At 67.2% G+C, this 13,479-nt stretch carries 12 protein-coding genes; 6 read left to right on the top strand and 6 right to left on the bottom strand.

Translation table 11 applies throughout. The features are described 5' to 3' along the window. Window positions 1–72 precede the first annotated feature (72 nt). The 5 genes from cobO to ACFXHA_RS13945 all read left to right on the top strand — a co-directional run bounded on the left by cobO (window position 73) and on the right by ACFXHA_RS13945 (window position 5,384). Window positions 73–693, top strand: coding sequence for a cob(I)yrinic acid a,c-diamide adenosyltransferase (gene cobO / locus ACFXHA_RS13965; RefSeq protein ID WP_379356418.1), 621 nt, complete (start codon window positions 73–75; stop codon window positions 691–693). Continuing rightward, window positions 687–2,096: a cobyrinate a,c-diamide synthase gene (locus tag ACFXHA_RS13960; protein ID WP_379356416.1), complete on the top strand. Its 1,410-nt coding sequence runs from the start codon at window positions 687–689 to the stop codon at window positions 2,094–2,096. Before cobO ends, ACFXHA_RS13960 begins: the two co-directional genes overlap by 7 nt. A gap of 4 nt (window positions 2,097–2,100) precedes the next feature. After that, window positions 2,101–2,454 carry a cobalamin biosynthesis protein gene (locus tag ACFXHA_RS13955; RefSeq protein WP_379356414.1) on the top strand — a complete coding sequence of 118 codons (354 nt, stop codon included), beginning with the start codon at window positions 2,101–2,103 and terminating at the stop codon, window positions 2,452–2,454. Between the two features lie 68 nt (window positions 2,455–2,522). Beyond that, entirely contained in the window at window positions 2,523–4,043 is a 1,521-nt protein-coding gene (locus tag ACFXHA_RS13950) for a DUF222 domain-containing protein (RefSeq protein ID WP_379356412.1), read from the top strand. 978 nt (window positions 4,044–5,021) lie between these two features. After that, window positions 5,022–5,384 (top strand): hypothetical protein, encoded by a 363-nt coding sequence (locus ACFXHA_RS13945; protein ID WP_379356410.1) that lies wholly within the window; start codon window positions 5,022–5,024, stop codon window positions 5,382–5,384. Here ACFXHA_RS13945 and ACFXHA_RS13940 read toward each other — a convergent pair. Then, entirely contained in the window at window positions 5,363–5,896 is a 534-nt protein-coding gene (locus ACFXHA_RS13940) for a helix-turn-helix domain-containing protein (RefSeq protein ID WP_379356408.1), read from the bottom strand. The two genes, ACFXHA_RS13945 and ACFXHA_RS13940, sit on opposite strands and share 22 nt — an antisense overlap. Window positions 5,897–5,958: 62 nt before the next feature. Between ACFXHA_RS13940 and ACFXHA_RS13935 the strand changes: the two genes are divergently transcribed. Beyond that, complete coding sequence (locus ACFXHA_RS13935; protein WP_379356406.1) at window positions 5,959–6,798, top strand: alpha/beta fold hydrolase; 840 nt, start codon at window positions 5,959–5,961, stop codon at window positions 6,796–6,798. A 7-nt stretch (window positions 6,799–6,805) separates the two neighbouring features. On the opposite strand, the gene ACFXHA_RS13930 is transcribed toward ACFXHA_RS13935, so the two are convergent. From ACFXHA_RS13930 to ACFXHA_RS13910, 5 genes are all read right to left on the bottom strand, one after another. Further along, window positions 6,806–7,501, bottom strand: a complete 696-nt coding sequence (locus ACFXHA_RS13930; RefSeq protein ID WP_379356404.1) for a response regulator — start codon at window positions 7,499–7,501, stop codon at window positions 6,806–6,808. Continuing rightward, on the bottom strand, window positions 7,498–8,709 hold the full coding sequence (locus ACFXHA_RS13925; protein WP_379356402.1) for a sensor histidine kinase: 1,212 nt from the start codon (window positions 8,707–8,709) through the stop codon (window positions 7,498–7,500). The genes ACFXHA_RS13930 and ACFXHA_RS13925 overlap by 4 nt, the downstream gene beginning before the upstream one ends. Window positions 8,710–8,803: 94 nt before the next feature. Then, entirely contained in the window at window positions 8,804–10,996 is a 2,193-nt protein-coding gene (locus tag ACFXHA_RS13920) for an MMPL family transporter (protein ID WP_379356400.1), read from the bottom strand. A 206-nt stretch (window positions 10,997–11,202) separates the two neighbouring features. Further along, complete coding sequence (locus tag ACFXHA_RS13915; RefSeq protein ID WP_379356398.1) at window positions 11,203–12,315, bottom strand: hypothetical protein; 1,113 nt, start codon at window positions 12,313–12,315, stop codon at window positions 11,203–11,205. 3 nt (window positions 12,316–12,318) lie between these two features. Further along, a complete protein-coding gene (locus ACFXHA_RS13910; protein WP_379356396.1) occupies window positions 12,319–13,455 on the bottom strand; it encodes a phosphotransferase family protein in 1,137 nt (378 codons plus the stop codon). Between the last annotated feature and the right edge of the window lie 24 nt (window positions 13,456–13,479).

The raw sequence follows: 13,479 nt of genomic DNA, 5'->3' as shown, positions 1-13,479 counted from the left end.
CGGGAGCCGTCGCGTCGTGCGCGTATGGCACCGTGAAGCCGGGATTGTCGGTCGTGGAAGGAGCTGGAGTCGATGCCGAAGGGTGTGCCGCTGCCGGAGAGTGTTCCGGATGATGGGCTGACGACGCGGCAGCGTCGGAATCTGCCCGTGCTCGCGGTGCACACCGGGCCGGGGAAGGGGAAGTCCACGGCGGCATTCGGGATGGCGTTGCGGGCTTGGAATCAGGGCTTCGATGTCGCGGTGTTCCAGTTCGTGAAGAGCGCCAAGTGGAAGGTGGGGGAGGAGGCCGCCTTCCGCACCCTCGGGCAGCTGCACGACGAGAAGGGCCTCGGCGGTGCCGTCGAATGGCACAAGATGGGCGAGGGCTGGTCGTGGACCCGCAAGCAGGGCAGCGATGAGGACCATGCAGCGGCCGCGCTGGCCGGATGGCAGGAGATCAAGCGCCGCCTGGGAGCCGAGGAGCATCGCTTCTACGTTCTCGATGAGTTCACCTACCCGCTCAAGTGGGGCTGGGTCGATGTGGACGAGGTCGTCGAGACCCTCACCAACCGGCCCGGCAACCAGCACGTGGTGATCACCGGCCGAGACGCGCCGCAGGCGCTGATCGACGCGGCCGACCTGGTCACCGAGATGACGAAGGTGAAGCATCCGATGGACGCGGGCCGCAAGGGCCAGCGCGGAATCGAATGGTGAGCACGCCCGCGGTGGTCATCGCCGCACCCGCTTCGGGGAGCGGAAAGACCACGGTGGCCACGGGTTTGATCGGTGCGCTGCGGCGGGCCGGACACCGGGTCGCGCCGTTCAAGGTCGGCCCCGACTACATCGATCCCGGCTATCACGGCCTCGCCGCCGGGCGGCCCGGCCGCAACCTGGACCCGGTGCTGGCCGGTGCCGAGCGAGTGGTGCCGCTCTACCGGCACGGCAGTGCGGGTTGCGATCTCGCCGTGGTCGAAGGCGTGATGGGCCTGTTCGACGGCCGCATCGACGAACACAATCCGGACCCGATCGCCGAGGGCTCCACCGCCCAGATCGCCGCCATGCTCGGCGCACCGGTGATCCTGGTGGTCGACGCGCGCGGCCACAGCCAGAGCCTGGCCGCGCTGCTGCACGGTTTCGCCACCTACGACAGCGGAATCCGGCTCGGTGGCGTGATTCTCAACCGGGTCGGCAGCGAACGCCACGAACAGGTCTTGCGCGCCGCCTGCGCCCGCGTCGGCCTCCCGGTCCTGGGTGCGCTGCCCCGCCTCGCCGAATTAGCCGTCCCTTCACGCCATCTGGGCTTGATCCCCGCCATCGAACACGGTTCGGCAGCCCAGTCCGCCGTGGACGCGATGACGGATCTCGTTGCGGCACACATCGATATCGCGGCGGTCGCGGCAATGGCCGCCTCCGACACCTCCGGCCCAGCCTGGGATCCGGCGACCGAGCTCGCGGGTTCGGCGGCGGCCGACCTGGGTGGTGGGGAATCCGGTCCGCTGGTGGCGATCGCGGGCGGCCCGGCGTTCACCTTCGGCTATGCCGAGCATCGGGAACTCTTGTCGGCGGCGGGTGCGAGAGTCCGGGTCTTCGATCCACTGCGTGACGAATTGCCTTCCGGTACCGCTGGTTTGGTCGTCCCGGGCGGCTTCCCCGAGGAACACGCAGCCGACCTCGCCGCGAACGCGCACCTACTCGCCACCATCGCCGAACTGGCCGGCCGCGGACTCCCGATCCACGCCGAATGCGCGGGCCTCCTCTACCTGGCCCGCTCCCTGGACGGCCACCGCATGGCCGGAGTGATCGACGCCGAAGCCGAATTCGGCCCCCGCCTCACGCTCGGCTATCGAGATGCCGTGGCCCTCACCGACTCTCCGCTCTGGAGCGCGGGCGAACGGGTACGCGGCCACGAATTCCACCGCACCCGCCTCACGACACCAGGCACCGCCACTCCCGCCTGGGCCTGGCGCTCCCCGTCGGGTGAGGCTGTCCGCGAAGGCGCGATCTCGAGCCGAGTACACGCCTCCTACCTGCACACCCACCCCGCCGGAAACCCCACTGCCATCGCCCGCTTCGTCTCCGCCACAGCCGATTTCGCCCACTCCCGTGTCATTGCCTGACCTGGTGGTCGGGGTGGGCTTCCGCCCGGGCGCATCGGCCGACGACATTATCGGCGCGATCCAGGCGCAGGTGTGGTCCGGGGCGATCCGCCGCTTGGCCACCCTCGACCGCCGGGCCGTGGAACCCGGATTCATCGACGCCGCCGAGAGACTCGGAGTAGAGGCAATCGGATTCTCGGCAGAGGAACTCTCACAGGCGGCGGTCCCGAATCCCTCGCCTCAGGTCGCGGCGGCGACACGGACTGGCAGCGTCGCCGAGGCCGCAGCTGTCTTGGCCAGTGGCGGAGGAGAATTGGTGCTATCGAAAACGATAACATCCGGGATTGTTATTGCAGCCGCCATCATTGGCGAACACTAATCTGAAAACCCTTGCAATACTGGACATTTCGGGTTCCCGTCATTCGAATTCAGCGGTAGTATTAGCACATGAATTCGAAGGGGGAATCACTCGACAGCTGCGGCATCACCGCCCTGGTAACCGCAGTGCAGAACTTTTCGACCACCATCCTGCACGCCACCCTCACACCCATCAGCGACCCCGATTTCGTGGCGATGCTGCAGCACCTCGAATCCTGCAAGCGTCAACTCTCCGCCCTGGATTCACGCCTCATCATCGAAATCGGCGAGCGTGGCCTGCCGCAGTCGAGCGGTGCCGGTGCCCTGATCCCGTTCCTGCGTGAAACCCTGGGCCTGTCCCGTTACGACGCGGCCGGTCGTGTGAAGATCGCCCGCTCCTGCGGTGGCCTGCTCGACGCGAAGGGCCAGCCGCTCACCGACACTCTCTCCGCGACCGCGCAAGCGTATGAGGCAGGCGACATCTCGCGCGACCACGCCCGCAACATCGTGGACGTGATGACGCACCTGCCGGCCGATCTCCCGGCCGAGACCTACGCCGAGACCGAGCAGCACCTGGTCGAGCACTGCCTGACCGGCCAGCCCGACGACCTGCCCAAGATGGGCCGCGAAATCCTCGCCCGCCTCGACCCCGATGGCACGGTGATCTCCGATGCCGACCGCCGCCGCCGTCGCGGCCTCACTCTGGCGCGTCCGGGTGTGGACGGCATGTCCAAGATCGAGGGTTGGCTGACCCCGGAGCTGCGCGCCTACTTGGACGCCTTCTTCGCCAAGTACGCCCGCCCGGGCATGTGCAACCTCGACGACCCCGAACCCCTTGCCCTGTCGGCGAAGTCGTTCGACTCGAAGGTGTTGGAGGCCGCTGCCCGCCGCGATCGTCGCGACGCGAGTCAGCGCACCCACGACGCCCTCTTCGCGCTGCTGCAGCCCACTGTCCCCGCCAAGCCTGTCACCTCGCCCGGCAAAACTGCGGCCCCGGTAGCCGTATCCGGTGAGTCCGTCACTCCGGCCGCCGCATTCGGTCAGCACCGTGGTCTCAAGACTCAGGTCATCCTCACCATGTCGCTGGCCGACCTGGAGCGTGGCGCGGGTCTGGCGTCCACCGCCACCGGCGGCCACGTCTCCATCAACGAAGCCCTGAAAATGGCTGCAGGCACCCGCCCCGTCCTGGCAGTCCTTGACCCGCACGGCATCCCGCTGTTCCTGGGCCGAGGCAAGCGTCTCGCCTCCCCGGGGCAACGCCTGGCCCTGATCGCGCGGGACAAGGGTTGCACCCGTCCGGGTTGTGATGCGCCTGCCTCGATGTGCGCGGTTCACCACATCACCGACTGGGCCGACGGTGGCCCGACGGATCTGTCGAATCTCGCTCTGGCGTGCGATCACTGCCACGCCCTGGTCAACGATTCGGTCGACGGCTGGAAAACCATAGTCATGGCCAAGGATTCGGCCCACCCCGGCCGCTGCGGCTGGATCGCGCCGAAGCACCTGGATCCGACCGGCACGCCGAAGGTCAACCAGCGTCATCACTTGGGCGAGTTGGGTGCCGCTGCGGCGGATTCCAGTTGCCGGCAGTGGGGTTCACGGGCAGCGTGAAACCCGGACGGCTGGTGCGGCCCTGGCGTTCGCAGGGCAGGGGAGGTGTGGTTGCGTCGCCTGCCCTACCGGACTTGGGCTGACGCCGGGTTGGGAGCCGTGACCCGCCGATCCCGGCCCACGGACTGCACGCATCACCTTCTCGAGACAAAACAAACAAGAACAAGACAAAACAAGACAACAACGCCGAAATCTCCTGGTAGGACTCGCCACCCCCGCCGCCCTGGTCGCCGAGTGGCACATTTTCTCGGGCAAATCACCCAAAACACCGCCGGAATGTGCCACTCGACGAAAGCCATCGGGCAGTGTGCCTTCGGCGACAATCTCGAGGTTCTTTGACAACTCCACAGAGCACCGATTCCACAGAGCACCGATTGCCCACCGAACGGTCGGTCCGCCTCGGGTGCCCCACCCACCCGCCCCTGCCAGCGGATCCGTAAACGCGGCTACGCCGCCTACTCGAGCCCGCCAGCTAGTGCGGAAACGTAAACCGGCTACGCCGCCACCCGCGTACACCTACCGCCCCTCGCGCACAGCTCCTGCTCTTCGTGGCACAGCGCAACAAAAGTCGCGGCGGCAAGACTTCCTCGTACGCGCCCTCATTCGCGCCGGGGCCTGCGAGCGATTCCGAGAACGCGGCTGTGCCGCCTGCCCGTGCCCGCCAGCTGGTGCGGAAACGCGGCTTCGCCGCCTGCCCGCGCAGCAACGGTCCTCCGCAAGACGTGGTTCTTGTCTTTCGTTGTTGCTCTTATTCTTTGACATCCACACCGAGTCGATCCGCGGCCGGTCGGCGAGCCGGCTGGAACCGCCGGCGAGCGAGCCCAACCTAGCCCCCTCCCAACTCCTCCTCCAGGCGTCCTTTTCATTTCGGCTTTTGTCCCTATGAGCTGGTACGAGAGCGGGCAACCCGAACCCAGCCCCCTCGCGACTCGTCCTCCTGGCCGCTTTTATCTTTCGGTTCTTATATCTTTACGTCTTGTGGCAGACCCCACCCTCGCCCCCGACCGCTGGCACACCTACCTCACCTGGTGGCGCTTCTGGGGTGTCATCGGTTTCTGCCTGACCTTCTTCCTATCGTTCGTGATCATCAGCGACATGGAGGGTGTCCCGGCCTACTGCGGCTGGCGGCACCCCTGCCCACCATGGATCCTGCTCCCCCTGGGCCTGCTCCCCATCTACGCCTGGGCCTTTGCCGGACTGATCGCCTGGGGCCTCGGCCGAATCGCGTTGCGCAGCCGCCGAACTCCGGCCTGGGGCATTGTCGTCGCCACCCCGGTCTTCATCGGCGGCGTGATCTTCAGCATCTATATGGTCGCCGACTACTGGTGGCCGAACGCCTGAGGGAACAGCACCGGGCTGAGCAGGTAGGGCCGACGCCCTTCGCCAGGCTGGTTGCCCGCGACTGACGCGGTGATCTTCCGGAATCCGCTCAGCATGGCGTCGAGTTCCTCCGGGCTCAGCCAGAGGGTGCCCTGCCGGTAGATGACGGCGTCGTTGTAGAGCTCGGTACCCGCCTCATCGAGGTAGGTGTTGAACTCCGAGATCAATACGGCCATCGACGTGGCGAATCCGCGGCGATGCTCGTCGAGCGTCATGGCCGCCCCGTCCTCGGGCGTGACCGTCGGACGGTCGGCAGCGAGTCGGTAGGACCGTTCGACCGCACCACGCACCCGCCGCTCCTCCGCGACTTCGAGCATGCCGCCCTCGACCAGGAACCCGAGATGCCGGTAGATGCTGGTTCGGGGCACGTCGGGCAGGCGTTCGCACAGTTCGGTCGCGCTGAGTGTCCGGCCGGAGAGTGCGCGGACGATGCGCAGTCGAACGGGGTGGAGCAGCAGCTCGGTGGGATCCATAGGCTTACTATCCCACTTCTGGTACCGTTTCCAAAGTTGGTATCGTTCATGGAGGGTGAGTCATGAGAAACGTGCCGGGACGCCGAGTATCAGTGGGCGGCAAGGAGATCTATCTGGAAGAGGCCGGGAACGGTGACACCTGCGTGGTGTTCGAATCCGGTGCGGGCGCGGGCCGGACGATGTGGGATTCGGTGGTTCCGCTGCTGACGGATGTCGCTCGCACCGTCACCTACGATCGTGCGGGACGTGGCCGCAGCGGCCCGGCCGGCCATCCGCAGAGTATCGACGAGATGGCCGCTGTCCTGGTCGATCTGGTGGCGGAGCTCGCGCCGAAACGTCTGATTCTGGTGGCGCACAGCATGGGTGGGCTGGTCGTCCGGCGTGCGATCGAGAAGATGTCGCCAACGCCGCTGGGTCTGGTGTTGATCGACGGCACTCCCGAGACTGCGCCGGTCTACGACGACTGGTCGCCGCGGGTCGCCAAGACGGATCGCATCATCGCGGTCCAGCAGGTGTTGTTCCGTGTCCGCCCGCTAGCCCGCCTGCTGACCCACCCCTATAGTCGCATCTTCCCCGCCGACGCCTACGCCACGATGCTGGAGGAAGATTTCACTCCCGCGGGTCTCGCGCAGACACGCAACGATATCCGGGCGGTCGCTGACGCGATCGGCGAATTCCGCAGCAGGCCACCGCAATTGCCGTCCCACTGTGCGGTCACCGTCATCGTCTCGTCGCGAGCCAATCGACTCCAGGCCCGCAACTTCGACACCCTGCACGAATATCAGCAGCGCTACGCGGAGGAAGTCGGCGCGCAGTTCGAGGAGGTGGACTCCGAGCACATCGTCCCCGCCGAGCAACCCGGACCGATCGCCGAAGCGGTCCGGCAACTGCTCGGCCGGTAGGTCGCCGCTACTGGTGGCCCGGCCCGGGTTCGCGTCGCGGCGGCTCGACTCGCACCAGCCCCGACTGGAACGCGGTCACCACCAACTGCGCGCGATTCTGTACTCCCACTTTGGACATGGCCCGCTGCACATGGGTACGAATCGTCAACGGACTGACGTACATCTTCTCGGCGATGTCCTCATTGGACAGCCCCTCGGCGACCATGGCGACCACTTCACGTTCCCGTGCGGTGAGCACGTCGAGCGAATCGGTGGCCGCGGCCCGGCTTTCGGGCCGAGACAGATAGCGTGCGATGAGGGTCCGGGTAGCGGCCGGGGAAAGCAAGGCATCCCCGGCCGCGATGGATCGGATGGAGCGCAGCAGCTCCTCCGGCCCGACACCCTTGCCGAGGAATCCGCTGGCTCCGGCTCGAAGCGCCTGCGCCACATACTCGTCCAGCTCGAACGTGGTGAGGATCAGCACTCGGGTGTCGCGCAGGGCTTCGTCACCGCAGATCTCCTGGGTGGCACTGAGTCCGTCCATGCCGGGCATGCGAATGTCCATGACCACCACGTCCGGTTTGGTGGCCCGCGTCAATTCGACTGCCTCCCGGCCGTTTCCGGCGATCCCGACGACCTCCATATCGTCGGCCGAATCGATCAGCAGCCGGAAGGTGCCCGCCAGCAAGGCTTGATCATCGGCCAGGAGTACGCGAATCGTCATTGTGGCTCCAGTGCTTGTGGCTCCAAGGGAAGTTCGGTGGTGACTTCGAATCCGCCGTCGGGCCTGCGCCCGGCGTGTAGGTGTCCGCCGACGGACGCGGCTCGCTCGTTCATCCCGATCAGCCCGTACCCGGTGATCTCCGAATCTTCCTCGCCTCGTGCGAGTTCGGCGGTGCCGTCGTCGACCACACTGATGGTCAGCAGTTGCCGGGAGTAGGCGAGCCGGACGGTCGCGGTCGCGGTCCCCGCATGCTTGGTGACGTTGGTGAGCGCCTCCTGGATGATCCGATAGGCGGTCAGATCGGTGCCGGACGAGAGCGGGCGTGGCGCGCCGTTCACGATCAATGTCGTCGCCAGCCCGGCACGTTCGAACGATGTCAGCAACTCGGGTAGCTGATCGAGTCCGGGTGTGGGCTCCAGCGGCGCGTCACCGTCGTCCTCCCGCAGCAGGCCGACGGTCGCCTTGAGTTCCCGAAGCGCCGTCGAGGTGGTATTCGCGAGTTGGTCGAGCATCTCCTGTGCCTGATCGGGTTTGCTCTGCAAAAGGTATGCGGCGGTGGAGGCTTGGGCGTGGGCGAGGGCCATGTGGTGGGCGACGATATCGTGCAGTTCCCGTGCGATCCGCACGCGCTCCTCACCGACCCGCCGCTGCGCCTCGTCTTCGCGGGTGCGTTCGGCGAGTTCGGCTCGGGCGTGCAGGGCAGCCAGATAGTTGCGCCGATTGCGGGTCGCCTCCGACAGCGCCCCGGCGACCAAGAAGCCCGCGACCACGCTGATGCGGGCCCCGGTGAGGATCGGCGTCGGCTGGTGCAGGAAGGATGCGATCAACAGTGCGAGTACCGCAGGCGGGGCCGTGATCTTGACAGTGCGTGGCTCGAGCCAGCTTCCCACCGTGTACATGGCCACGAACGCAGCACCGGTGTTGATCACCGAGAGCTCGAAACCCAAAGCGCCGATCGCGATCCCGCATCCGGTGGTCACCACCAGCACGGCAAGCGGATACTGCCGTCGCCACAGCAGCGCCAGCGAGGCCAGCCCGGAGAGCAGGAAGACCGCCAGCGAGGGCGTCCGATACACGATCGTGCTGCCCTCGCCGGGATGGTTGGCGATGGCGCTGGCGTAGGTGGCCAGCGCGCACAGCAGCACGGCCGTGGCCACGTCGACGAATCGGCTGTGGCGCGCCGGCCAGTGCGACCATCCGGCGGTCATCTCGGCTCCTTACCTGTTGTTCCGACCCTAAACTGTCTCGCCCGAGACGACGGTAGGCCGCCCACCCGGGACGGCCTACCGCTGCGATAACGCCTCAGACCAGCGCTGGTTCGGGCTCCTTCTCCGGTTCGCGACGTTCCAGGCTCTCGCCCTCCACGTCCACGTTGGGCAGGATCTTGTCCAGCCAGCGCGGCAGCCACCACGCCTTGTCGCCGAGCAGCGCCAGCACGGCCGGGACGATCGTCATGCGCACGACGAAGGCATCGAAGAACACCGCCGCCGCGAGCCCGAGCCCCATCATCTTGATCATGGCTTCGCCGCCGCCGATGAAGCCGGAGAACACCGCGATCATGATGGCCGCCGCCGCGACCACCACCCGCGCGCTGTGCTGGAATCCGGTAACGATGGCGTCCTCGGCACTCGACCCGTGCGCGAACGCTTCTCGCATGCGGGTCACCAGGAAGACCTCGTAGTCCATGGCGAGCCCGAATACCACGCCGATCAGGAAGATCGGCATCATGCTCATGATCGGCCCGGTCTGGTGCACGCCGAGCAGGCTTGCCAGCCAACCCCATTGGAAGACGGCGACGATGACACCGAAGGCCGCGCCGACCGACAGCAGGAAGCCGAGCGCCGCCTTGATCGGCACCGCGATGGACCGGAACACCAGCATCAGCAGGATGACCGCCAGCCCGACCACCACCGCGAGATACGGCAGCAGCGCGTCCTGCATCTTCTGCGACATATCGATATTCATCGCGGTCGTTCCGGTGACCAGGACGGTCGCGCCGGTCGCCGCCTTCAGCCCACCGGCCTCACCGCGCAGCGTGTGCACGAGGTCCTTGGTCGCGGTGGTGGAGGGACCGGTCGCCGGAATGGCCGTCAGCATGGCCGTGTCCCCGGCTTGATTGAACATGGCGGGTGTGAGCGTGACGACGCCCGGCGTGGCGGCCAGGGTCTGCGACGCTTTCTCGACCGCGGCCTTCGGATCGGCGGCGTTCTTCGCGTCGATGACAATGCTCAACGGCCCGTTGAAGCCTGCGCCGAACCCTGCCGCGAGGTCGTCGTAGGCGCGGCGTTGCGTGGTCGAGGTGGGCTGCGATTCATCGCCGGGGATACCGAGATCGAGGCTGGACACCGGTAAGACCAGCACGCCCAGGCCGAGCAGGCCCAGCACCAGCACCGCGACCGGACGCCGGACCACGAACCGGGCCCATCGGGTGCCCATGTTCGGCTTCGCGTCGTGGCGTGCGGGAATCTCTTCGGCGCGCAGGCTCTTACGGAAGGCCTTGGGCATGACGGCCTTCTGGAAGAACCCGAGCAGGGCGGGCAGCAGGGTCAGCGCGACGGCGACCGCGATGGCGACGGTGCCCGCGGCGGCCAAGCCCATCTTGGTGAGCATCGGGATGCCGACCACGGAGAGTCCGGCCAAGGCGATGACGACGGTGAGTCCCGCGAAAACCACTGCGGATCCGGCGGTTCCGACCGCACGCCCCGCGGCTTCCTCGGGGCTGTATCCCTCGCGTCGCTCGGTGCGATAGCGCGACACGATGAACAGCGCGTAATCGATACCGACCGCGAGCCCGAGCATCATGGCGAGTGTGGTTGTGGTGGTCGACATTCCGATCGTCATGATCGCGGCGATGCCGACGCCGAGCCCGATCAGCGCGGTGATCAGCGGCAGTCCGGCCGCCGCCACCGCGCCGAAGGTGATCATCAGCACGATCGCGGCGATCGCGAGGCCGATGGCTTCGGTGGCTCCGCCCATATCGGGCTTTGCCTGCAATGCCGTTCCGCCGATCTCGACGGTGAGTCCGTCGGCGCGGCCCTTGTCGACCGCCGAGGTCAGCGCGTCCTTGGTGGCGTCGGTGAGGTCCGCGCTGGTCGCGCCGTAGCTGACGGTGGCGTACGCGGTGGTGCCGTTCTTGCTCACCGCCCCGGTCTGGAAGGGATCGAGTACGCCCTTGACCTGTCCGCCGCTCGCGGCGCTCGCGACGATCTGCTCGACCTTCGCCCGATTCTCGTCGGAGCCGATCTGCTGCCCGTCGGGTGCGACGAACACGATTCGGGCCTGCGCCCCATCGGATTTGGTACCCGGGAACCGCTGCGCGAGCAGGTCGAACGCCTGCTGGGACTCGGTGCCGGGAATCGAGAAGGAGTCGGGGGGCGGGGTGGGAGCACTGGCGGCGCCGACCACGGCGGCGGCCAGGATGCCCAACCAGAGCGTGACGACGAGGCGGCGCTTCTCGAAGGCGAAGCGGCCCACCCGGTACAAGAATTTGGCCATGCTCGCCAGCCTCGCCGAGCGGCGCTGTAGTCCACATCGGGCGAGAGGAGGCCGTGGCGGGTACTGCGGATACAGTACGAGACCGGGTGCCGTACTGGATTGGTAGGACAGCGGAACCCGCACCCGCGAGCTCCGAGCCCGCAGCCCCTGCCGTGTGGTTGGTTCCGGCAGGGGCCGCGAGTATCGGTGTGGCGATGGTCCGCGCGTCAGGGCGCGACCGAGCCCCAGTCGGCGAAGCCGGTCGGGTCGTGGCGGCCCATGGTGCCGTGCTCGAACAGGCCCCAGCCCTCGGCGTCACCGCAGCGGGCCTTGCCGACGTGGTCGATGACGCCGAACGGGATGCGCCCGGCGATGGCCGGGTCGGTCAGGTCGTAGAGCTTGCTCTCGACCCATTCGCGGCCCTTCCACTGCCCGTGCTGCCAGTCCGGGTCGCCGCCGTAGCCGCAGCCGACATTGAGCGCCATGAAGGTGCCCGCCTCGACCTCGAGTTCCAGCGGCTTGCCCTCGCCGGTGGTGAGGTCCAGGCGCACCTTGGTCGGGATGCGGGTGCCGGGCTTGTAGGTGAGATGCACACGCGGCCAACCCAATTGCTCGACGCGCCCGTCCTTCCAGATGCGGGTGGCGTCGTTCAACGTGCGGAACCCGTTGGGCTCCTCCTGCACGATGACGATGATCGAGAACTCGTCGAACAGCAGCGGCACGTACAGCCACCAGAAGCCCTCGGACGGTTCGGAGGCCAGCCGGCCCGGATGATCGGATTCGCCGACCGGGCGGATACCCCACGAGCGGTCACGCGAGCCACACCACGCGGACGGCTCGACGGCGATATCGCTGCCGTCGACATTCAGTGTGCCCGACCAGGTTCCGAGCTGCGCGAAGCGCTGCGCGTCGATGATCGGCCGGTGCACGCCGGTGAGAATGGTGTGCGGCTGCTCGGCCACCGCCGGGAAGGAACCCTCCCAGGTGAGGTCGAACGACAGGTCGTCGTGCTCGCACACCACCCGCAGTTTCTGCAGCGGCTCCACGATCTCGATGCGGTACCCGCCGACCTTCGGGTCCAGGCTGCGTTCGCCCAGCGCGTCGGAGAACCGCACCGCCCGCTGGGTGTCGCCGCGGCGCACGGTCGCGAACGCATCGGTGACGCCCAGGTTCGGGTAGACGCCGAACCCGGTCACCAGGAAGGTGTCGCTGCCCTTGTCGAGGGCGTTGAAGTAGTTGCGGTCGTAGAAGTTCCGATCACTGGTCGCGACCCGCGACATGGACAGCGGGGTCTGATGGATCGGGTATTCGTCGAGCGAGTTGATCTGATTCTGCGTCATCTCTCAATCCCACGAGTAGGTGCCGTCGAGCATGGCTTCGAGCAACTGGCGGTGCATCACGTAGTCGTCGCGGTCGTCGTTGTCCGCGGCCTCGCCGAAATGGATCATCCGGCGGCGGATCCGGGCCATCACGATGCCGTGCCGCAGCGCGGAATACATGAGGTACCAGTCCATATCGCGCGGCGCGTGCCCGCTGGCGTCCTCGTAGAGCTGCTCCACGTCGGCGCGCCGCATGTAGTCGGCCAGGCCCGGCTGGTCGAAGCGGGTGGCGATGTCTTGGAAGAACCGGTGGATCAGGATGGTCCAGGCCACGTCGAGTTCGCGCGGGCCGATGGCCGCCATCTCCCAGTCCAGCACCGCGACCGGATCGAATTCGTCGAACATGACATTGCCCGGGCGGGCATCGCCCCAGCTGAGCACGTCGGGTCCGGTGTCGGTGGGGAAGTTGTCCTCCAGCCACTGGAAAGTGCGCTCCAGCAGCGGAATCCGGTATCCGTCGCGGGCGAGCGCCCAGTCGTACCACGCCTTCTGCGCGTCGAAATGCCTGCGCAGCGCGGAGCCTTCGCCGTCGAACATCGGGAACCGTTGTGCCGGATCGGGAATCGAGTGCACCTTGGCGATGATCTCGACGGTGTGGCGGGTCACCTGATGCCGCTGTTCCGGCGTCGCGTCGTAGAGCCAGCCGAGGAACACGTAGGGCGGATTGTCCTCGGGCACCCGACCGGTCACCCGGCGCATGACGAAGAACGGTGCGCCCAGCACATTGTCGGCGCTGGTCTCGAGCCAGGCCAGCGGCGGCACCGGCAGATCGGTGGCCTCGGCGACGCCCGCGATCACGGCGAATTGCGTTGCCAGGTCGTAGTTCTCGAACACCGGGAAGGAGTCCTTGTCGGGCGCGAGCCGCGCGACGAAGGATCCACCGGCCGCTTCACCCTTCTCCGTCCACTCCGCGTCGAAGAGCAGCGTGGTGCTCGACATGCCACCCGTCTGGGGGCGGGTGATCGAGGTGACCCGCGGCGGCTCGTCGGCTTCGACCTTGGTCCCGAGCCACTGCGCGAGTTCTTCCGCGAGTTCGTCGAGGTTCTGGTCGGAGACGGTGAGTTCCATCCGCTGGTTGGGATCGGCATTGGCCGAAGTCATGGTGTCCTCCCTGCACGGGTGAGG

It is taken from the genome of Nocardia sp. NPDC059240 (assembly GCF_042753865.1).
Taxonomy (GTDB): Bacteria; Actinomycetota; Actinomycetes; order Mycobacteriales; family Mycobacteriaceae; genus Nocardia.
Note: the sequence above shows the minus strand (reverse complement) of the source record. Positions and strands in the feature narration are given on the sequence as shown.